The sequence below is a fragment of the Streptomyces sp. NPDC048523 genome, from assembly GCF_043199815.1.
Lineage (GTDB): Bacteria > Actinomycetota > Actinomycetes > Streptomycetales > Streptomycetaceae > Streptomyces.
Genome location: NZ_JBICWQ010000007.1, coordinates 313,963 through 333,285 on the forward strand (window position 1 = coordinate 313,963; position 19,323 = coordinate 333,285).

19 protein-coding genes are annotated in these 19,323 nt (G+C 69.7%); 9 read left to right on the forward strand and 10 right to left on the reverse strand.

The window, feature by feature from the left end:
• Nucleotides 1-105 precede the first annotated feature (105 nt).
• The 4 genes from ACGFWE_RS33515 to ACGFWE_RS33530 all read left to right on the forward strand — a co-directional run bounded on the left by ACGFWE_RS33515 (nt 106) and on the right by ACGFWE_RS33530 (nt 2,245).
• Nucleotides 106-588 carry a DUF6082 family protein gene (locus tag ACGFWE_RS33515; RefSeq protein ID WP_352382292.1) on the forward strand — a complete coding sequence of 161 codons (483 nt, stop codon included), beginning with the start codon at nt 106-108 and terminating at the stop codon, nt 586-588.
• A gap of 120 nt (nt 589-708) precedes the next feature.
• Complete coding sequence (locus tag ACGFWE_RS33520) at nt 709-945, forward strand: hypothetical protein (protein ID WP_352382294.1); 237 nt, start codon at nt 709-711, stop codon at nt 943-945.
• Between the two features lie 212 nt (nt 946-1,157).
• Nucleotides 1,158-1,421, forward strand: a complete 264-nt coding sequence (locus tag ACGFWE_RS33525; protein WP_393603803.1) for a hypothetical protein — start codon at nt 1,158-1,160, stop codon at nt 1,419-1,421.
• 185 nt (nt 1,422-1,606) lie between these two features.
• Entirely contained in the window at nt 1,607-2,245 is a 639-nt protein-coding gene (locus ACGFWE_RS33530) for a DUF6082 family protein (protein ID WP_352382574.1), read from the forward strand.
• A gap of 10 nt (nt 2,246-2,255) precedes the next feature.
• Here ACGFWE_RS33530 and ACGFWE_RS33535 read toward each other — a convergent pair whose 3' ends face one another.
• Entirely contained in the window at nt 2,256-3,422 is a 1,167-nt protein-coding gene (locus tag ACGFWE_RS33535; protein ID WP_393603805.1) for a citrate synthase/methylcitrate synthase, read from the reverse strand.
• 112 nt (nt 3,423-3,534) lie between these two features.
• Here ACGFWE_RS33535 and ACGFWE_RS33540 point away from each other — a divergent pair, with 112 nt between their 5' ends.
• The 4 genes from ACGFWE_RS33540 to ACGFWE_RS33555 all read left to right on the forward strand — a co-directional run bounded on the left by ACGFWE_RS33540 (nt 3,535) and on the right by ACGFWE_RS33555 (nt 8,232).
• Nucleotides 3,535-4,797: a citrate synthase gene (locus ACGFWE_RS33540; RefSeq protein WP_393603807.1), complete on the forward strand. Its 1,263-nt coding sequence runs from the start codon at nt 3,535-3,537 to the stop codon at nt 4,795-4,797.
• 52 nt (nt 4,798-4,849) lie between these two features.
• On the forward strand, nt 4,850-5,794 hold the full coding sequence (locus tag ACGFWE_RS33545; RefSeq protein WP_352382300.1) for a sucrase ferredoxin: 945 nt from the start codon (nt 4,850-4,852) through the stop codon (nt 5,792-5,794).
• A 90-nt stretch (nt 5,795-5,884) separates the two neighbouring features.
• Entirely contained in the window at nt 5,885-7,555 is a 1,671-nt protein-coding gene (locus tag ACGFWE_RS33550) for a sensor histidine kinase (protein ID WP_352382302.1), read from the forward strand.
• Nucleotides 7,552-8,232, forward strand: coding sequence for a response regulator (locus ACGFWE_RS33555; RefSeq protein ID WP_393603809.1), 681 nt, complete (start codon nt 7,552-7,554; stop codon nt 8,230-8,232). Before ACGFWE_RS33550 ends, ACGFWE_RS33555 begins: the two co-directional genes overlap by 4 nt.
• 6 nt (nt 8,233-8,238) lie before the next feature.
• On the opposite strand, the gene ACGFWE_RS33560 is transcribed toward ACGFWE_RS33555, so the two are convergent.
• From ACGFWE_RS33560 to ACGFWE_RS33570, 3 genes are all read right to left on the reverse strand, one after another.
• The gene (locus tag ACGFWE_RS33560; protein WP_393603811.1) at nt 8,239-9,309 is read right to left on the reverse strand and encodes an ABC transporter substrate-binding protein; all 1,071 of its coding nucleotides are present in this window, start codon (nt 9,307-9,309) and stop codon (nt 8,239-8,241) included.
• A gap of 73 nt (nt 9,310-9,382) precedes the next feature.
• Nucleotides 9,383-10,249, reverse strand: coding sequence for an ABC transporter permease (locus ACGFWE_RS33565; protein ID WP_393603813.1), 867 nt, complete (start codon nt 10,247-10,249; stop codon nt 9,383-9,385).
• Entirely contained in the window at nt 10,239-11,054 is an 816-nt protein-coding gene (locus ACGFWE_RS33570) for an ABC transporter ATP-binding protein (protein ID WP_393603815.1), read from the reverse strand. The genes ACGFWE_RS33565 and ACGFWE_RS33570 overlap by 11 nt, the downstream gene beginning before the upstream one ends.
• A gap of 161 nt (nt 11,055-11,215) precedes the next feature.
• Here ACGFWE_RS33570 and ACGFWE_RS33575 point away from each other — a divergent pair, with 161 nt between their 5' ends.
• Nucleotides 11,216-11,908, forward strand: a complete 693-nt coding sequence (locus ACGFWE_RS33575; protein ID WP_352382311.1) for a response regulator — start codon at nt 11,216-11,218, stop codon at nt 11,906-11,908.
• Nucleotides 11,909-11,982: 74 nt separating this feature from the next.
• Here the strand turns inward: ACGFWE_RS33575 and ACGFWE_RS33580 are convergent, their stop codons facing one another.
• The 6 genes from ACGFWE_RS33580 to ACGFWE_RS33605 form a co-directional block, all read right to left on the reverse strand.
• Entirely contained in the window at nt 11,983-13,575 is a 1,593-nt protein-coding gene (locus ACGFWE_RS33580; protein WP_393603817.1) for a cation acetate symporter, read from the reverse strand.
• The gene (locus ACGFWE_RS33585) at nt 13,572-14,135 is read right to left on the reverse strand and encodes a DUF485 domain-containing protein (protein WP_393603819.1); all 564 of its coding nucleotides are present in this window, start codon (nt 14,133-14,135) and stop codon (nt 13,572-13,574) included. The genes ACGFWE_RS33580 and ACGFWE_RS33585 overlap by 4 nt, the downstream gene beginning before the upstream one ends.
• 60 nt (nt 14,136-14,195) lie before the next feature.
• Nucleotides 14,196-14,888: a response regulator transcription factor gene (locus ACGFWE_RS33590; RefSeq protein ID WP_352382316.1), complete on the reverse strand. Its 693-nt coding sequence runs from the start codon at nt 14,886-14,888 to the stop codon at nt 14,196-14,198.
• The gene (locus ACGFWE_RS33595; protein WP_352382318.1) at nt 14,885-16,036 is read right to left on the reverse strand and encodes a histidine kinase; all 1,152 of its coding nucleotides are present in this window, start codon (nt 16,034-16,036) and stop codon (nt 14,885-14,887) included. Before ACGFWE_RS33595 ends, ACGFWE_RS33590 begins: the two co-directional genes overlap by 4 nt.
• On the reverse strand, nt 16,033-16,560 hold the full coding sequence (locus ACGFWE_RS33600) for a DUF1453 domain-containing protein (protein WP_352382320.1): 528 nt from the start codon (nt 16,558-16,560) through the stop codon (nt 16,033-16,035). The genes ACGFWE_RS33595 and ACGFWE_RS33600 overlap by 4 nt, the downstream gene beginning before the upstream one ends.
• 399 nt (nt 16,561-16,959) lie before the next feature.
• Nucleotides 16,960-19,083 carry a type IIA DNA topoisomerase subunit B gene (locus ACGFWE_RS33605; protein WP_393603822.1) on the reverse strand — a complete coding sequence of 708 codons (2,124 nt, stop codon included), beginning with the start codon at nt 19,081-19,083 and terminating at the stop codon, nt 16,960-16,962.
• Between the last annotated feature and the right edge of the window lie 240 nt (nt 19,084-19,323).

A 19,323-nucleotide genomic window follows, 5' to 3' on the forward strand; every position in this document is an offset into this window, starting at 1 on the left:
CTCGGCACCCTGGGAGACGGCAAGCGCCGCCCACCGCTCGCCGGTCCCCTTCAGTCGACCCGCACCCCGACGACCGGCGGACGGCCGTTTGAACCGGGGGTTGACATGGCCACACAGAAAAGCGCGGTACGCAGGCTCGGCTCCGCGACCGGGATCTCGGTCGCCGCCTACCTGCTGGGCGTACGGCGACGGCAGCAACGTGCGCAGAGCGAGCGGCACCGACTGCACTTCGACCTGCTGTGCAAAGCCATGGACGATCCGTCGCTGACCGCAGTACTGGACACCTATGAATCCGACGTGCCGGGCGAGAAGCAGAGGCAGTTCCTGTTCGCCAATGCCCTGTACATCAACGCCCTGCACGCGCACCGGATCGGTGCGATCAGTCTGCGGGAACTCTTCGGACACCTTCGGGTGATGTGCCAGAACCAGGTTTTCCGCGAGTACTGGGAGGCCACGCGCCATCACCGGGCGAGCTTGGGCACCTCGCTGGAGGCACGCCTGGGTCGCGTGGTGGACGGCCTCATCCGGGACTTGGACGACTCGGACACCGAGGAATGGTGGGTGGTGGGTGAACCTCCCACCGAGTAGGGCAAGTTACTGCGTGCATAAAGTTGCGTCCGTCCGGAGTACATGTGAGTTGTGCGCATCTTCGAGCCGCTAATGTGTCCCCGCCGTAGCCACTCACACGTTCCAAGGACCGGGATCCATTTGAAAATCGTGCGCCGCATCGGTGCTGCTCCACGGGAGCGAGGAAGCCAAACCGGCCAGACCTGCCCGGACATTTTCGAACTCGAGGACGGCGACTTCGCCGTCATCGGGCGGGAAGCCACTGAGGAACTCGACGGCGAGCTCCCCCGCGACGCCGCGCGGGCGGACTACGAGCGGATCGTCGTCATCAGCCGGGAGACCCTCCTGAGGGCCAAGGCCGACATTCCCGACGCCTGATCTCCCCTTCGCAGTCCTGTGTCACCTCTCATGCCCGGTCCGTGACATCACCTCGTCTCGGCAATCCGGCGTCGCCCCCACCGAGACACCACTCGGTCGCAGGAGGGCACCCGGGCGAGAACCACCCCTCTCACACCATGCGGCGAAGCGCACACCCCCGCGCTTCCACTCCCTTTTCGTTCCGCCTCATTGCCAGTCGATCGGAGATCCGCATGACCGTCCGTCTTGGACGCGCAGAGGCCCGCAGGCTTGCGCACAGGAGGCACCGGATACTGAGGCGGCTCGGACCCTGCCTCGACGGTGACTGCTGTCCTGCCGCATTTCTGCTCGACAACAACGACGTCGCCGTGATGGGCACGGCGCTGTCCGAGGAGAACCGCAAGAAGCACAGCCTGCCTGACCCCGAACCGCATCACACCTATGTGGTGGTGCCCAGCTCGGTCATCAGGGAAGCGAAGAAGGCACTGGACGAATAGGACGAGCCGAACCCGGGGACAGACCCGCGCGTCGGCGTCCCCGGGGGCGGCACCAGGACCAACCGGAGCTGTTTCTTCCACCGGCGCCTGGGCAAGGCTTGAGCGTGCCGACGAGGAGGAGATCAGTGGCGCGCCACGGTATCCGTCGTTCGTTGCTTTCGATCGGAGCGTGGGCCGCCGCTGCGGTGACCTGCGTAGCCGCTACGGGTCTGGCATCCATAGTCGTCAGCAGATGGCTCATCGACGGGGTTCAGCAAGTAGCCGGGGACCGCAGAGCGGCGACTGAGCTCAGCTCTCTCGGTGACTACTTCGGCGGGGCGAGTGCCGTGTTCTCAGGACTCGCCCTTCTGATGCTGGTGATCGCTCTGTTTTTCCAGCAACGCGAGTTGCGGTCACAGCGCGAGGAACTCACGCTCCAACGCGAGGAACTTGCCGCCTCACGCGCCGAGTTGCGCCGCAGTGCTGAAGCAGACATGCGCGCGCTGCACATCCAACTCACCCAGATGGCCATGGCCGACCCCACTCTCGCGAGCGTATGGACCACCTATCGCGAAAGCCCGCAGGCGACCCTCCGCCAGCACCTCTACTCGAATCTGGTCTACGCCCACCTGGTTCTGGCACGCAGTTGGAACACCTACTCGGACGCAGACGTCCGGGCGGCCGCGAAGACGATGCTCAGTAGCGACGTCTTCCGGCACTACTGGGAGACCACTCGCGAACAGAAGCGGCGGATGTCTCCACAAAGCCCGGACGGCCAGGCCTACCAGCTCTTCGAGGAGGCACTTGCCGACATACGGCGAGTGACGCCCCCGGATCCGTCCTGAGAGCTCCAGGTCAGGCCATCACCGGCACCGCCACCGGCGCCTCCACCCCCACGTACCGCGCCACCGGCCGAATGATCTTCGAGTCCGCCGCCTGCTCCAGGACGTTGGCGCTCCACCCCACCACCCGCGCCGCCGCGAACGTAGGCGTGAACATCTCGCGGGGCAGCCCGCACAGTTCCATGACCACGCCCGCGTAGAACTCCACGTTGGTGTGCAGTTCCCGCCCCGGCTTCAGTTCGGCGAGGATCGCCTCGACATGGCGTTCCACCTCGACGGCGAAGTCCACTCGGGGCCCGCCGAACCGTTGGGCGACCTCCCGGAGCATCCGGGAACGCGGGTCCTCCGTGCGGTAGATCGCGTGACCGAAGCCCATGATCCGTTCGCCGGCGAGTACGCGCTCACGGATCCAGTGGTCGATACGGTCGGGCGTGCCGATCGCGTCCAGAGTGTCCAGGGCCCGGCTCGGCGCTCCCCCGTGCAGCGGCCCGGACAAGGCTCCGACGGCCCCCACCAGACACGCCACCACGTCCGCCCCCGTCGACGCGATGACCCGTGCCGTAAAGGTTGATGCATTGAAGCCGTGATCAATGGTTGAGATCAAGTACTGCTCGACCGCCCGGACCCGCTGCGGCTCCGGCTCCGCGCCCGTCAACATGTAGAGGTAGTTCGCCGCGTACGAGAGATCCTCACGTGGCTCCACGGGCTCGAGCCCCTTCCCCAGCCGGTGCAGCGCGGTGAGCAGCGTCGGCACCGCCGCGGCCGCAGCCAGCGTGTCCCGCCGTCGCTCGTCCGGGCCGATGTCGTACACAGGCCGGAACCCCTTCGCCGCGCCGAGCAGCGACAAGGCCGTGCGCATACCGGCGAGGGGGCCCGACCCTCCGCTCGCCGCCGCGATCGCGGGCAGCGCCGCCCGCACCTCGTCCGGCAGTCGCCGCAGCGCGGCGGTCTCGGCGCGGAACGCCACGGCCTGTCCTGCGTCCGGCAGTTCGCCGTGGACCAGGAGATGCCAGACGTCCTCGAAGCAGCGGGTCTGCGCGAGCTCGACGGCCGAGTACTGGCGGTAGTGATAGAACCCCTCGCGCCCCCGGACGTCCCCGACCTCGGTGTCGGTGACGACGACTCCGGCGAGTCCTCGCGGTACGTCGACGAGCGTGGTTGCGGACCTGTTGACCGACATGATTCCTCCCTGGACTTGATTCAACTGTCCGTGGTTGACTCATTCTCTGTCAATATTGATTGAATCAATACAGTCTAATCAACCTACCCGGTTGCGGATACGGTGACCTCTTATGCGCGATCAAGCCCCCCTCCCCGGCCCCGCCGACCACCGGCTCAGCACCAAGGAGGCCGCCGAACTGCTGGGCGTGAAGCCCGAGACCGTCTACGCCTACGTGAGCCGCGGCCAGCTCAGCAGCCGACGCGTTCCCGGCGGCCGGGGCAGCACCTTCGACGCCAAGGAGGTGGAGGCCCTCGCCCGGCGCAACCGCCGGGAGGGCGGCGGGAGTCCGGGCTCCGGCGGTGAACTCTCCGTACGGACCCGCATCACGTTCATCGACCGGGACCGCTACTACTTCCGGGGCGTCGACGCGACCGAACTCGCCGCGCGCCACTCCTACGAAGAGATCGCGGAGTGGCTCTGGACGGGACGCATGCAGCCCGGCGTCACCTTCACCGCGCCCGACGCCACGGTCGACACGGCCCGCCGCGCGGTGGACTCGCTGCCCGAACACACCGGCCCCACCGACCGGTTGCGCGTCGCCGCGATCGCCGCCGCGGCGGCCGACCCACTGCGTTTCGACCTGTCCGAGGAGGCCGTGCTCGGGAGCGCCCGGACCCTCATCCCCACCCTCGTCGCCGCGCTGCCACCCGTGCTCCACGACCGCCGCCGTGACGACGGCCGGCTGGCCTCCCGGCTGTGGACGCGGCTCAGCGGACGCAAGCCCGACGAGGCGTCCCTGGACGCCCTGGACACCGCGCTGGGCCTTCTCGTCGACCACGACCTCGCCGCCTCGACCCTCGCGGTACGCGTCGCCGCATCGGCCCGCGCGCACGCGTACGCGGCCGTGTCCGCCGGACTCGGCGTCCTGGAGGGCCCCTTGCACGGCGCGGCCAGCGGGCTCGCCCACAAGCTGCTGCTCGACGTGCTCGACCGCGGCGACGCGGCCCCCGTGATCTCGGAGGAGCTGCGGGCCGGCCGGCGCATCCCGGGCCTCGGTCACCGGCTCTATCCGGGCGAGGACCCACGCGCGCGTGCCCTGTTCACCCTCCTGGAGGGGATCCCGCGCGCCGAACCCGCCCTCCTCGCGGCCCGCGACATCGTGGCCACCACCGCCCGCCACGCCCCCCTGCACGCCAACGTCGACCTGGCCCTGGCCGTGCTCACCGCCTCCTCCGGGATGCCGGCCTCGGCCGGCGAGACGGTCTTCGCCGTCGCCCGTACGGCGGGCTGGATCGCCCATGCGCTGGAGGAGTACGGGGAACGCCCGCTGCGGATGCGCCCGAGCGGCACCTATGTGGGCCCGAAGCCACCCCAGCCGCTGCCGGAGCCCTGACACAGGCCCGGCCGGAAGTCGCCGCGCGTCAAGTCAGGTTAGGCTCACCTCTGTGAGTACCTGCTCAACGGTCTCGCACGACCTCGACGAGCCCGTTTCCGGAACCGCGGCCACCGCGCGGACCTGGCTGCTGCTGGAGCAGTCGGGTCCCTGGGGCGCCAAGGCGCTCACGTCGAGCCACCTGGACCCCGCGCTGGGCCGCGCCCTCGAGGCAGCGGCGAAGGGCACGGGCGTGCGCATCGCACTCATCCGCCGCCCTGGACGGCACGCCGACAGCGGAGCAGCCACCACCCGGCAGGTGTACGCCGCCCACACCGTGCCCGGCAACGTGTGGCTGCGCGGTGCGACGACCCGCGATCCGTGGGACCTGCTCGGCCTGGACCTCGCCGCACTCGGCAGGGGTGACCACGGCAGCTTCGACGCGACGCTCGGGGGCCGCCCCCACACCGGCGATCCGCTCGCACTCGTCTGCACCAACGGCAAGCGGGACCGCTGCTGCGCACTCCTCGGCCGTCCGCTCGCCGCGGACCTGGCCGCCTCGGGCGTCGACGGCGTCTGGGAGGTCACCCATCTGGGTGGTCACCGCTTCTCCCCGACGCTGCTCGTCCTGCCGTACGGCTACGCCTACGGCCGTGCCGAGGCCCATGCCGTCAGGGAAGTCCTCCAGAGCGTCCAGGAGGGCCGGATCGTGGTCGAGGGGTGTCGCGGCAACTCCGCCTGGGAGCGTCCCGGCCAGGCGGCCGAGCTGGCCGTCCGCACGGCGGTGCGTGAATACGCGGCCGAGGCCCTGACCGTCGTACGCACGGACGGCGCGGCCCCGCGCTGGGAGGTGACCGTCGCACACGCCGACGGCCGCCATTGGCGCGTCCTCGTGGCCCAGAGCGCCTCCCTGCCGCCCCGTCCGGAGAGCTGCGGGGCGTCGGTGCTCGGCTCACCCGCGCGGATGGACGTGGTGGCGGTGCGTGAGTTGAGGACATCGACAGCGTTGGCGTGCTGACCGGGCCTGCTGACCCGTCAACGTATTGATCAAGAGATCCATGCCACACCCCCTTCGGTGGATCCGGTGCCTCCCCGTACCGTCAGGGGTATGAGCCGCACTCCCCCTGCCCGTCGCCTGCGCCTCGGCCTGCCCCGCCGGGTGTTCTCGCAGGTTCTCCTCATGCAGTTGGCGATCGCCGCGGGAGTAGCGGTGCTCGCGACCGGTCTGTTCCTCGCGCCGTTGAGCAATCAGCTGGACGACCAGGCGATGCGCCGGGCGCTGGCCATCGCCCAGACCATCGCCGCGGAGTCGCAGATCCCCGAGCAGGTCAAGGACACACCCCCGCTGCCCGACGGTCCCGTCCAGCGGGAGGCCGAGCGGGTCCGGAGGGCGACCGGGGCCGAGTACGTCGTGGTCATGGACTGGCGAGGTGTCCGCTGGTCGCACCCCACCCGCAGCGAGGTGGGCAGGATCGTCTCGACCGACCCGGGCCAGGCCCTGGCCGGCAAGGAGATCATGCAGATCGACAGCGGCACCCTGGGCCGTACCGCCCGCGGCAAGGTGCCGCTCTACGACAGCGGGCACCACATCGTCGGGGCCGTCTCCGTGGGCATCGCCTACGACAGCGTGCGCGCGCGGCTGATCCACGCGATCCCGGGACTGTTCGCCTACGCCGGCGGGGCTCTCGCCGTGGGTGCGCTGGCGGCCTGGCTCATCTCCCGCAGAGTCCAGCGACAGACCCGCGACCTGGCGTTCTCCGACATCTCCGCGCTCCTCGCGGAGCGTGAGGCCATGCTGCACGGCATCCGGGAAGGCGTCGTCGCCCTGGACCGCGCCGGACGCATCCGCCTGCTCAACGACGAGGCCAGGCGTCTGCTGGGCATCGGCGACGAGGCCGTGGGGCGCTCCCCCGACGAGGCGCTCGGTGACGGTCGTACGGCCGATGTCCTGGCGGGACGCGTGGCGGGCACCGATCTGGTCACCGTGCGCGGCCAGCGGGTGCTGGTCGCCAACCGCATGCCCACCGACGACGGCGGCGCGGTCGCCACCCTGCGCGACCGCACCGAGCTGGAGCAGCTCGGCCGGGAGCTCGACTCGACCCACGGCCTCATCGACGCCCTGCGCGCCCAGGACCACGAGCACGCCAACCGGATGCACACGCTCCTGGGGTTTCTGGAGCTGGAGATGTACGACGACGCCGTGGAGTTCGTCGGAGAGGTCGTCGGCGACCACCGGGCCACGGCGGAGCAGGTCACCGAGAAGATCGAGGACCCGCTGCTCGCAGCGCTGCTGGTGGGCAAGGCGACCGTCGCCGCCGAGCGCGGGGTCGCCCTGTGGGTCTCCGACGGGACCCGGCTGCCGGACCGGCTGGTCGATCCGAGCGGACTGGTCACGATCGTCGGCAACCTCGTGGACAACGCCCTGGACGCCGTCGCCGGAGCACCGCACGCGCGCGTGGAGGTCGAGCTGCGCGCGGAGGGCCGTACCGCCGTCCTCAGGGTGCGGGACACCGGGCCCGGCATTCCGGTGGAGCAGCGGGAACTGGTCTTCACGGAGGGTTGGTCGACCAAGGAGCCGCCCGCGCATCGAGAGCGCGGCCTCGGGCTCTCCCTCGTGCGCAAGCTCGCCGAACGTCAGGGGGGCAGCGCGGCCGTCGGCGAAGCCGGCGGCGGCGGAGCGGAGTTCACCGTCGTACTGCCGGACGCACTGGCCGAGCCGCAGCCGGCGCTCACCGCGCCGCCCACCCGGCAGACCGCCGTCGAGGAGGAGTCGCGATGATCGAGGTCCTGATCGTGGACGACGACACCCGCGTGGCGCGCGTCAACGCCGCCTACGTCGAGAAGGTCCCCGGCTTCTACGTGGCCGGCGAGGCGCACAACGCCGCGGACGCGCTGCGTCAGCTGGAGAGCCTCCCCCACGTCGACCTGGTCCTCATGGACCACTACCTGCCCGACGAGACGGGCCTGGCGGTCGTCCAGGAGATGCGCCGGCGCGGCCACCAGACCGACGTGATCATGGTGACGGCGGCCCGGGACGTGACGACCGTCCAGGCGGCGATGCGTCATGGCGCGCTGCAGTACCTGGTCAAGCCGTTCGCCTTCGCAGGGCTCAGGGCCAGGCTGGAGGCGTACGCCGAGCTGCGGCGCACCCTGGACGGCGGCGGCGAGGCGGAACAGGCGGAGGTCGACCGCATCTTCGGTGCCCTCTCCTCGCCGGCTGAGCCCGATCTGCCCAAGGGGCACTCCCCGACCACGGTGGAGCTCGTCCGCAGGTCGCTGATGAACGCCGAAGGGCCTTTGTCGGCGCAGGAGATCGCCGACCGGACAGGGGTGAGCCGACAGACCGCCCAGCGCTATCTGAAGCTCCTGGAGCGCACGGGGCGGGCCAGACTCACCCTCAAGTACGGCGACGCGGGCCGCCCGGAACACCGTTACGTGTGGGCGACCCGCGCGTGAGGAGGCTCAGCCGGCGTTCTGCGCGGCCTTGTCGACGAACTCCGTCGTGTACGTCTTGTCGAGATCGACGTCGGCGTTCTGGATGTTGGGGTTGAACGCCTTGAGGACCTTCTCGACGGTCTCGGGACCGTCCTTGGGCATCACGCCGTCGTCGGTGAACATCGGCAGTGTGTTCTTGATGGCCACCGCGTACAGCAGCTTGTTGCCCTGCGAGTAGTCGGCGGGCATCTTGTCGGCGATCTGGGTGGCGCTGTGGGTGGACATCCACTTGAGCGTCTTGACGAATGCATTGGCCAACTTCTGGACGGTCTCCTTGTGACCGTTGACCCAGTCTGTCTGCATGTACAGGCTTGACGACGGATACGGCCCGCCGAGTGCCTCGTCCGAGCCCTGGGGCGTGCGCATGTCCAGGAGGACCTTGCCGGCCTTCTTGTCCAGGATCGTCGCGACGGTCGGGTCGGTCGTCATGCCGCCGTCGATCGAGCCCTGCTGGAGCGCCGAGATGAACGTCGGTCCCGCACCGACGGCGACCGGGGTGAAGTCGCTGACCTTCACGCCGTTCTTGACGGCGAGGTACTTGGTGAGGAAGTCGGTCGAGGAGCCGAGGCCCGTGACGCCGAGCTTCCTGCCCTTGAAGTCCTTGGGCGAAGTGATGTCGGCGGACGCCTTGTTGGAGACGATCTCCACCTCGCCGGGCGCGTGCGAGAACTGCACGACCGACTCCACGTCCTTGCCCTTCACCTGCAGGTCGAGAGTGTGGTCGTAGAAGCCGACGGCCCCCTGGACCTGGCCGGAGACGAGCGCGGTCTCGGCCTGGACGCCGGCGGGCTCGCTCAGCAGTTCCACGTCGAGTCCCTCGGCGTCGAAGTAGCCGAGCCGCTGGGTCAGCATCGCGGGCAGGTAGATGACCTTGTCGAGGCCACCGACCATGATCTTGACCTTGGTTCCCTTGCCGTCACCGTTGCTGCCGGAGCCGGCTGAGGCCGTACTGGCGGCGTCGTTGGCACAGGCGGTGAGCGAGGTGAGGGCAAGCAGGCCGGCGGCGGCCAGGGAGGTGTATCTGGCGGTCTTGCGCATGGAGTTCACGTCCTTGTGAGGGGCGGTGCGGAGGGGCTGCTGGAGCGAGGAGGCGGCGGCTGCGTGGACGGCCTCAGCTGTCCGAACTTGTCGGCTTCCAGCGGAAGATGCGGCGCTCGGCGAAGGTGAGCAGACCTTCGGCGAGGAGGGCGACGACGGCGAGGATGACCATCGCGGCGTACACACCGGCCGCGTTGAAGGTGCCCTGCGACTGCGCGACGAGCAGGCCGATGCCCTTGGTCGCGCCGATGTACTCGCCGACGATCGCGCCGATGAGGGCGAAGCCGAAGCTGACGTGCAGGCTGGTGAAGATCCACGAGGTCGCGGACGGGATGACGACCTGAAGCGTCACCCTGCGATCGCTCGCGCCCAGGATGCGGGCGTTGGCCACCAGGTTGCGGTCCACCTCGCGGGCGCCCTGGAAGGCGTTGAAGAAGACCGGGAAGAAGACCAGGACGACGGCCGAGGCCACCTTGGAGGCCGGTCCGAGTCCGAACCAGATCACGAAGATGGGTGCAAGGACGATCCTCGGTATCGAGTTGAGCACCTTGATGTATGGACCAAGGACGTCGGCGAGCAAGGTGATCCGCCCCAACGCAATACCGAAGACCACACCGGCCACCACGCCGACGACCCAGCCCAGCAGCGCCTCGTACAGCGTGTACCAGACCTGCTCGCCCAGCGAACCGAGTGCGGTCCCGTGCGTCACCCACGTCCAGATCTGGTCCCAGATCTTCGAGGGCATGGAGAAGTTGAAGGGATCGATGACCTCGGCCCGCGAGAGCACTTCCCACAGACCGAGGACGGCCACCAGGAGCAGCACGCGGGCGGCGGCGACGACGATGCGGCGTCTGCGGGCGGCACGCGCGCGTGAGTGCGCGCGGTCCGGCGGGGGCGTGGCCGTGTCCACGACCGGTGTGCTGAGGACCTCAGGCGACATGGGCTGCGCCCCTCTCCCGGGTGATGCGGACCTCTTCGCCGAGGGACTGCCAGATCTCGCGGTAGATCTCGATGAACCGCGGCTCCAGGCGCACCGACTCGACCTTGCGCGGCCGTGGCAGGTCGATCTCGAAGACCTGCTTGACGGTGGCGGGCCCGGCCGTCATCACGACGACCTTGTCGGCCAGCGCGATGGACTCCTCCAGGTCGTGGGTGACGAAGACGACGGAGGCGCCCGTGCCCTCCCACAGTTCGAGGAGCTCGTCGGACATCAGGGCCCGGGTCTGCACGTCGAGCGCGGAGAACGGCTCGTCCATCAGCAGGATCTCGGGGTCGTTGACGAAGGTCGCGGCGAGCGCGACCCGCTTGCGCTGGCCTCCGGAGAGCTGATGGGGGTAGCGGTCCTCGAAGGCCGTGAGCCCGACCCGGGCCAGCCATTCCCGCGCCTTCTGCCTGGCCTCCGCCTTGGGCACGCCCCGGAAGCGCGGGCCGGCCATGACATTGGACAGGACCGTGCGCCAGGGGAAGGTGGCGTCCTGCTGGAAGACGAAACCCACCTTGTCCCCGACTCCCCGGACCGGCTCCCCGACGACCAGAACCTCGCCCTCGGAGGGCTCCTCCAACCCGCTGACAAGGGTCAATGTGGTCGACTTGCCGCAGCCCGTGGGTCCGACGACCGCCACGAACTCCCCACGTCCCACCGCGAGATCAAGTCCGCTGACGGCCGTGTGCAGACCCCCCGACGGGGTCCGGAATGTCTTGCTCGCGCCCCGCAGTTCGATGGCGGGGCTAGTGTCTGCGCTCATGGCCGGGGACGGTAGATGTGGCCTGTGCCACGGCATCAGTCTTCTGGGCACATGCCGTTCTTTTGCTTGCAACGGCCTGTTGTGCTCGTTTTGCGCGCGCTACAACAGCGGAGCCGAAACACGGGCGTGACGCCCGCCAGGCCTTGAGGGAAAGAGGCCCGATGATTGACGTCCTGGTCGTGGACGACGACTTCCGTGTCGCCGAGATCAACGCGAAGTACGTGGGCAAGGTTCCCGGCTTCCGGGTGGCCGCCCGCGCCCACAGCGCCGCCCAGGCGCTGGCCAGCGTGCAGCGCGGGACCATCGACCTGGTCCTGCTCGACCACTACCTGCCCGACCAGACGGGCCTCGAACTCGTCCACCGCATGCGGGAACAGGGACACGGCACGGACGTCATCATGATCACGGCAGCCGGGGACGTGACGACCGTCCAGACGGCGATGCGCCTGGGCGCCCTCCACTACCTGGTCAAACCCTTCACCTTCGCGGCGCTGCGCACCCGCCTGGACTCCTATGCCGCCCTGCGCCGCACCGTCGACCGGGTCGGCGGCCACGGCATCGCCGGTCAGGAGCAGGTCGACCGCATCTTCAGCGCCCTGCGCACCACCTCGGCTCCCGTCTCCCCCGGCCTGCCCAGCGGCCACTCGGAGCCGACCACGGACCTCATCTGCCGCGTCCTGCACCACGCCGGCCACCCGCTGTCGGCCCACGAGGTCGCGGCCGAGACGGGCCTCAGCCGCTCCACCGCCCAGCGCTACCTCCGCCACCTCGAACAGGCCGGCCGCCTCCGCCTGTCCCTCAGATACGGCGACACGGGGCGCCCGGAGCACCGGTACGCGTGGGTGGCGCCATAGCCGTGCGCCCCGAGACGGCCTGCCGGCGGATGCCGTACGACGACGAGGGCACCGTCCGGTCACAGGCGCCGTCCCTACACGGCCCCCGCCCCTGTGAGTGACCGCACCTCGGTCTCCGCGTGCTTGGCCTCGTCGGCAACCTCCGCCGAGGTGACCGTGCCGAGCCAGCCCGCGACGAAGCCCAGCGGGATGGAGACCAGACCGGGGTTCTGCAGCGGGAAGTACTGGAAGTCGACACCCGGGAAGAGGGACTCCGGGCTGCCGGACACCACGGGCGACAGCAGCACCAGGGCCATGGCGGGGATCAGTCCGCCGTAGACGGACCAGACGGCACCCCGGGTGGTGAACCCGCGCCAGAACAGCGAGTAGAGCAGCACCGGCAGATTCGCGGACGCGGCCACGGCGAAGGCGAGGCCCACCAGGAAGGCGACGTTGAGATCGCGGGCCAGCAGGCCGAGGGCGATCGCGATCACGCCGATCCCGACGGCGGCTGTCCTGGCCACGGCCACCTCACTGCGAGGCCTGGCCCGTCGACGTCGCAGTGAGGCGTACAGGTCATGGGCGACGGAGGCCGAGGAGGCGAGGGTGATGCCGGCGACCACGGCGAGGATCGTGGCGAAGGCTACGGCGGCGACGATCGCGAACAGAACCGTTCCTCCCGTGGAGTCGGCGCCGCCGCCCAGGTCGAGGGCCAGGAGGGGAACGGCGGTGTTCCCCGCGGCGTTCGATCCCCGGACCGTCTCGGGCCCCACGATCGCCGCGGCGCCGAACCCGAGAACGATCGTCATGAGGTAGAAGCCGCCGATGAGCCCGATCGACCAGACCACCGAACGCCGTGCGGCGCGTGCCGTGGGCACGGTGTAGAAGCGGGACAGGATGTGCGGAAGCCCCGCCGTGCCGAGTACGAGGGCGAGTCCCAGGCTGATGAAGTCGAGGCGGGCGGTCCAGTCCCCGCCGTACTTCAGCCCCGGTGCCAGGAACGACCGGCCGTGGCCGCTGCGCTCCGCGGCCGTGAGCAGCAACTGGTCGATGTCGCCGTGGAACCGCACCAGCACGAGCACGGTCAACGCGACGGTCCCGCCGAGCAGCAGGACCGCCTTGACGATCTGGATCCAGGTCGTCGCGCGCATCCCGCCCAGGGACACGTAGATCACCATGAGCGCCCCGACGGCGATGACGGTCCAGGACTGGGCCGCCTCACTGGTGCCTCCGAGCAGCAACGCGACGAGGCTGCCCGCGCCCACCATCTGGGCCACCAGATACAGAACGGACACGGTGACCGAGGAAGTTCCCGCCGCGATCCGCACCGGCCGCTCGTTCATCCGCGCCGCGACCACGTCGGCCAGCGTGAACCGCCCGCAGTTGCGCACCAGTTCGGCGACGAGGAACAGCACCACCAGCCAGGCCACGAGGAAGCCCACCGAGTAGAGCATGCCGTCGTACCCGAAGAGCGCGATGAGCCCGGAGATACCGAGGAAGGAGGCGGCCGACATGTAGTCACCCGCGATGGCAAAACCATTCTCCATCGGCGAGAACAACCGCCCGCCCGCATAGAACTCCTCCGCCGAACCGTGCCGGTGGCGGCTCACCCACGTCGTGATCCCGAGCGTGACCGCGACGAACGCACTGAACAGCAACAGCGCCAGAGTCTGGTGGTCCACCGTCACGACGACGCACCGCCCCGGGCCGTACGCGTCAGTTCCTGCGTGTCCCACCGCAGTTCGAGGGCGGCCCGGTCCCGGCGCAGCCGCGCGTGCCGGGCGTAGGCCCAGGTGAGGACGAAGGTGGTGAGGAACTGCCCGAGTCCCGCGAGCATCGCCACGTTCACCGCGCCTGCCACCGGTCGCGCCATCAGTCCCGGCGCGCTCGTCGCCGTCACGACGTAGGCCACGTACCAGGCGAAGAACCCGATGCCCGCCGGCACCACGAACCTGCGGTACCTGCTGCGCACCTCCTGGAAGGCCGCGCTGCGCTGCACCTCGAGGTAGACGTCGGCCGCTGCGGCGGCCCGGTCCTCGCGCTCCGCGCGTGCCGTCGCGACCGGTGCCGCGGATGTGCCGTCACCGCCGGTCTCGCCCCAGCCGGAGGCGAGCTCGTCGTACCAGGGGTCGTCGTACCGCACCCCGGCGGACGCTTCGGCACGCGCCACATCGTGGCCGTCGTGGTTCTCGGCCGGACTCTCGGCATCATCCTCGCTTCCGCGGGGACGAGCGTTGCTTGACTGCATGCCCAAGGATGGACAGAACGGGAAGATCCCCGACTCTTCTTCCCGGTGCTCTTCACCCCATCAGGTGACTCCTCCCATCGGTGGCCGTACAAGCCCGTTCGCGTACGCGTAACGCACCGCCTGCGCACGGTCCTTGATGCCCGTCTTGGCGAAGAGGTTGTTGATGTGGGTCTTCACCGTGGCTGTGGAGACATGCAGTTCGCGGGCGATCTCCTGATTCGTCAGCCCTTCGGCGATCAGCGCCAGCACCTCGACCTCACGGGCGGTGAGCCCGTCGGGCGCCTCCGCGGGCACCGGCTGCGGCGGCTCGGGGTCCGACAGCCGCTCCAGCAGCCGCCGCTGGATGCTCGGCGACAGTCCGGCGTCCCCGGAGAGCACGCTGTGCACGGCCCGCACGATCTCGTCACCTCCCGCGTCCTTGGTGAGATAGCCGCGCGCCCCCGCCTTGAGCGCGGGAAACAGCGACTCGTCGTCCGCGAACGTCGTCAGCACCACGACTTGAGTCCCCGGGTACTCGGCCCGGATCCTGCGGGTCGCCTCCACCCCGTCGCAGCGGGGCATACGCAGGTCCATCAGCACCACGTCCGGGGCGAGTTCGGCGACGAGCGCCACCGCCTCCTCCCCGTCCCCGGCCGCGCCCACGACCTCGACACCGGGCAGCAGACCGAGCAGCATGACGATGCCTTCGCGCACCACGGTCTGGTCGTCCGCGACCACCACCCGCGCGGACTTCGTCTCCGCCCCCACGGTCATACCGGCACCTTCAACGTCACCACGAACCCTCCGTCGTCCGGCCCGGCGTCCAGCGAACCACCCAGCAGTTCGGCGCGCTCCCGCATCCCCAGCAGACCGTACCCGCCTCCGGTGGTGGTGAGGTCGCCCGCCGAACCACCCGAGTCCCGTACGACCAGCGTCACCTGCTTCTCTCCGTACTCCAGCCGCATCCGGACCTTGGCTCCGGGCGCATGCTTGCGGACGTTGGTCAGGGCCTCCTGCGCGACCCTGCGCACCGCCTGCGATGCCTCGGCCGGCAGCGGCCTGCGCTCACCCGAGATGGTGGTCTCGGCGCCGTCTGCCGTCCCGACGAGCTGGCTCAGGAACTCCTCCAGCGGAGTCATGTCCCCTCGCAGAGCCGACAGCGCCTGCCGCGTCTCCGCGAGACCGTCGCGGGCCATGCCCCGGGCCGCCACCACCCGTTCGAGTATCTGCTCCCGGTCCGCACCCCCCTCGATCAGCAACCGGGCCGCCTCCAGGTGCACGAGCTGGGCCGAGAGACTGTGGGCCAGCACGTCGTGGATCTCCCGAGCGATCCGGGCCCGCTCCGCAAGTGCCGCCGACTCCGCCTCGGCCGCCCGCGCGGCCCGCTCCTGTTTGAGCAGCCGCTGGGCGTTGCCACGGGCCTCGGCGTCCAAGCGCAGGACATAGCCGGCCAGGGCGAGCCCCGCGGTCGTGGCCAGGGTGGTCAGCCACACGTCGTCGTTGAAGGCGGCGTAGAGGGCGAGGGCGACCACGGTCACGGGCAGGGCGGCGGCGATGGGCAGCCGTTCCAGAGCGGTGATGGCGCAGCCGCACCACAGCACGAGGGCGACGACCCCGAAGTCGGCGGCCTGGGCGGCGGCCGCGATCGTCAGGAGGACGCCGTAGAGCGCCAGGGAGGGCCAGAGCCGGTGCGCCAGGGTGGTGCGGAAGAGGGCCCAGGCGACGACGGCGGACAGGAGGATTCCCGACACTGCTCCGAGCACGCCCCAGCCCTGCACACGGCTGCTGTGGAAAGCGCCCCACAGGAGCATGACGAGCACCAGCGACCGCGTGACCCAGCCGAGCAGACGCCGAGGACGCGTGGTCGCCTCACGCCCGAGCGCCTCCCGGGAGGGCCAGCGAGTCCAGGCCTTGTCCGTCACACGCGTTCCTTCCCCGTGGACCGGACCATGGGCTCACCGTACGCCGCCGGGGCGGGTGCGGCGGCAGGGCGCAGGGAGTGCGCTCGCCGGACGAGGATTCCGGAGCGCACGAGCAGGGTGGCCGCCAGGGCGAGCAGCAGCGCGGAGGTGTCCTGGTGGACACCGATCGCCGCGCCCAGGGCGAAGAGGCCGACGCGCAGTGCGATGCCGACGGCCCAGACAGCCCCGCTCGCCTTGGTACTCCGGCTCCACACCTCGCCGTCCGGCTCCGTCCATGTCCGGCTCGTCCAGGCCCAGCCGGCCCCTATGGCGAGGCCGGTGAACAGTTCGACGATGAGCAGGGTGACGGATGCCGTGCGGTGATGAGCGTCCACCAGCCCCGGCTCGCGCAATGCCACGACCGCCAGGACGGCGGGCAGGAGCCACCAGCGCCGGCCGGTGTCGATCCGGCTCGCCCGGAACTGCCGGGCGATCACGACGACCACCGCAACCACGATCAGCAACGCATCGACGAGCCCGGACATCACAGCCTCCGTGAGCGAGGAAGGGTCTTCCGGCAGCGGACGCCGCCGACACCTTCGAAGCTACGGAAATCCGCAGGTCGGGAGATCGGAGCTGGGGTGGATCACGGGTGGATTCCCGGGCAGTCGGGCTCTCCACCCACGGGTGGACAACCGCCGCACCCAAGCCCGCCGGGCCCGCCCCGTCGACCGCCTGCGCACCGTCGACCGCCTGCGCCACGGTCAGCCACCGAGCCACGGTCAGTCATCGCCGGCGACGTCATGAGCGCCGGGTGGCGGTGACGACCGTGCTGCCCGCCCACCTCGGCCGACCTTGAAGGCTGTAGGGCTGTGCCGCGGGTGCGCACCAACCCGTCCGAACATGAGGCCGGGGCCGGTCGTCATACCGGCCCCGGCTCAGCGCTATGCGTCGATGCGCGACCGGTCCAGCGTCGCCGCTGAGCCCGAGATGAACTCCTTCCGCGGCGCCACGTCGTTGCCCATCAACAGATCGAAGATCTGCTCCGCGGCCTCCAGATCGGCGAGGTTGATCCGCCGCAGAGTCCGGTGCCGCGGGTCCATCGTCGTCTCGGCCAGCTGGTCGGCGTCCATCTCGCCGAGACCCTTGTACCGCTGGATGGAGTCCTTGTACCGGACGCCCTTGCTCTGGAACTCCAGCAGCTTTTCGCGCAGCTCACGGTCCGAGTACGTGTAGACGTACTTGTCCTGCCCCTTCTTCGGCTGGACGAGCTCGATGCGGTGCAGCGGCGGCACCGCGGCGAACACCCGGCCCGCCTCGACCATGGGCCGCATGTAGCGCTGGAACAGCGTCAGCAGCAGGCACCGGATGTGAGAGCCGTCGACATCGGCGTCGGTCATCATGATGATCTTGCCGTAGCGGGCCGCGTCGATGTCGAAGGTCCGGCCGGACCCCGCTCCTATGACCTGGATGATCGCACCGCACTCGACGTTCTTGAGCATGTCGGTGACGGACGACTTCTGGACGTTGAGGATCTTGCCGCGGATGGGCAGCAGCGCCTGGAACTCGGAGTTCCGGGCGAGCTTCGCGGTACCGAGCGCGGAGTCGCCCTCGACGATGAACAGTTCGCTGCGGTCGACGTCGTCGCTTCGGCAGTCGGCGAGCTTGGCGGGCAGCGAGGACGATTCCAGAGCCGTCTTGCGGCGCTGCGCGTCCTTGTGCTGGCGGGCCGCGATACGCGTGCGTGCGGCGGCGACCGCCTTCTCCATGACGACCCGCGCCTGGGCCGCGGCGTCGCGCCTGGTGGACGTCAGGAACGCCTTGAGCTCCTTGGAGATCACGGTGTTCACGATGCGGCGGGCCGCCGAGGTGCCGAGAACCTCCTTGGTCTGTCCCTCGAACTGGGGCTCGGCGAGGCGCACGGTGACGACCGCGGTCAGGCCCTCGAGGGCGTCGTCCTTGACGATGTCGTCCTCGGCGACACGCAGCATCTTCTTCGCGCGCAGCACCTCGTTCATCGTCTTCGCGACGGCCTGCTCGAAACCGGCGACATGGGTGCCGCCCTTGGGCGTGGCGATGATGTTGACGAACGACCTCAAGGTCGTGTCGTAGCCGGTGCCCCAGCGCATCGCGACATCCACGCCGAGTTCGCGGGTGACCTCGGTGGGCGTCATCTGGCCGTGCTCGTCCAGGACCGGGACAGTCTCCTTGAAGCTGCCCTGGCCAGAGAAGCGGAGGACGTCGTTGACCGGCTTGTCGGTGGCCAGGTACTCGCAGAACTCGCTGATGCCGCCGTCGAAGCGGAACGACTCCTCGCCCTTGCTGCCGCCCTCGCCCAGGCCGTACTCGTCGCGGACGACGATGGTCAGGCCGGGCACCAGGAACGCGGTCTGCCGAGCGCGCCCGTGGAGGTTCTCCAGGGAGAGCTTGGCGTCCTTGAGGAAGATCTGCCGGTCGGCCCAGTACCGCACGCGCGTGCCGGTGCGGGTCTTGGGGATCCTCTTGGCCTTGCGCAGGCCGCTCGCGGCCTCGAACTTGGCATCGGGGCCGTTCCCCGCGAAGGCACCGGGCACGCCGCGCCGGAAGCTGATCGCGTGGGTGTTGCCGGCGCGGTCCACCTCGACGTCCAACCGCGCGGACAGGGCGTTCACCACGGAGGCGCCCACTCCGTGCAGTCCGCCCGAGGCGGCGTACGAGCCGCCGCCGAACTTGCCACCGGCGTGCAGCTTGGTCATGACGACCTCGACGCCGGACAGGCCCGTCTTGGGCTCGATGTCGACCGGGATGCCCCGGCCGTTGTCCCGGACCTCCACCGAGGCGTCGTCGTGGAGGATCACCTCGATGTGGTCGCAGTGCCCGCCCAGGGCCTCGTCGACGGAGTTGTCAATGATCTCCCACAGGCAGTGCATCAGGCCACGGCTGTCGGTAGATCCGATGTACATACCCGGGCGCTTGCGTACGGCCTCAAGCCCTTCGAGGACGAGCAGGTGCCGCGCGGTGTAGTTGGAACCGTCCCGGTCTGCTCCTGCCAGCAGAGCTGTGGACGGCACGGACGTCTCGGCGGTCACGCGGTTCGCTCCTCGCTGAATTTCAGGTGGGGCCCTTGTGGGTAAGGGCGCGGCTTCGGTCGCCGCCATGAGGGTACCGAGGCCTGGTAGAGCCGTTGTAACGCCACCCTCGTGCGGAAACACAGAGTAGTCCAGGGTCGCATACCTGTTCGATCCCTCGATGGGGTGAAGTACATATCACGTTCCCTTACAGGCATGAACCATTTAGGCTCCGGGCACGTCCTCATGAACAACCGGCAA

Coding starts and splice junctions, on each gene's coding strand:
- ACGFWE_RS33570 (WP_393603815.1), bottom strand. CDS start 11,054: ATGAGCGCAGACACTAGCCCCGCCATCGAACTGCGGGGCGCGAGCAAG.
- ACGFWE_RS33525 (WP_393603803.1), top strand. CDS start 1,158: ATGACCGTCCGTCTTGGACGCGCAGAGGCCCGCAGGCTTGCGCACAGG.
- ACGFWE_RS33550 (WP_352382302.1), top strand. CDS start 5,885: ATGAGCCGCACTCCCCCTGCCCGTCGCCTGCGCCTCGGCCTGCCCCGC.
- ACGFWE_RS33575 (WP_352382311.1), top strand. CDS start 11,216: ATGATTGACGTCCTGGTCGTGGACGACGACTTCCGTGTCGCCGAGATC.
- ACGFWE_RS33540 (WP_393603807.1), top strand. CDS start 3,535: ATGCGCGATCAAGCCCCCCTCCCCGGCCCCGCCGACCACCGGCTCAGC.
- ACGFWE_RS33560 (WP_393603811.1), bottom strand. CDS start 9,309: ATGCGCAAGACCGCCAGATACACCTCCCTGGCCGCCGCCGGCCTGCTT.
- ACGFWE_RS33585 (WP_393603819.1), bottom strand. CDS start 14,135: ATGCAGTCAAGCAACGCTCGTCCCCGCGGAAGCGAGGATGATGCCGAG.
- ACGFWE_RS33555 (WP_393603809.1), top strand. CDS start 7,552: ATGATCGAGGTCCTGATCGTGGACGACGACACCCGCGTGGCGCGCGTC.
- ACGFWE_RS33565 (WP_393603813.1), bottom strand. CDS start 10,249: ATGTCGCCTGAGGTCCTCAGCACACCGGTCGTGGACACGGCCACGCCC.
- ACGFWE_RS33590 (WP_352382316.1), bottom strand. CDS start 14,888: ATGACCGTGGGGGCGGAGACGAAGTCCGCGCGGGTGGTGGTCGCGGAC.
- ACGFWE_RS33515 (WP_352382292.1), top strand. CDS start 106: ATGGCCACACAGAAAAGCGCGGTACGCAGGCTCGGCTCCGCGACCGGG.
- ACGFWE_RS33535 (WP_393603805.1), bottom strand. CDS start 3,422: ATGTCGGTCAACAGGTCCGCAACCACGCTCGTCGACGTACCGCGAGGA.
- ACGFWE_RS33600 (WP_352382320.1), bottom strand. CDS start 16,560: ATGTCCGGGCTCGTCGATGCGTTGCTGATCGTGGTTGCGGTGGTCGTC.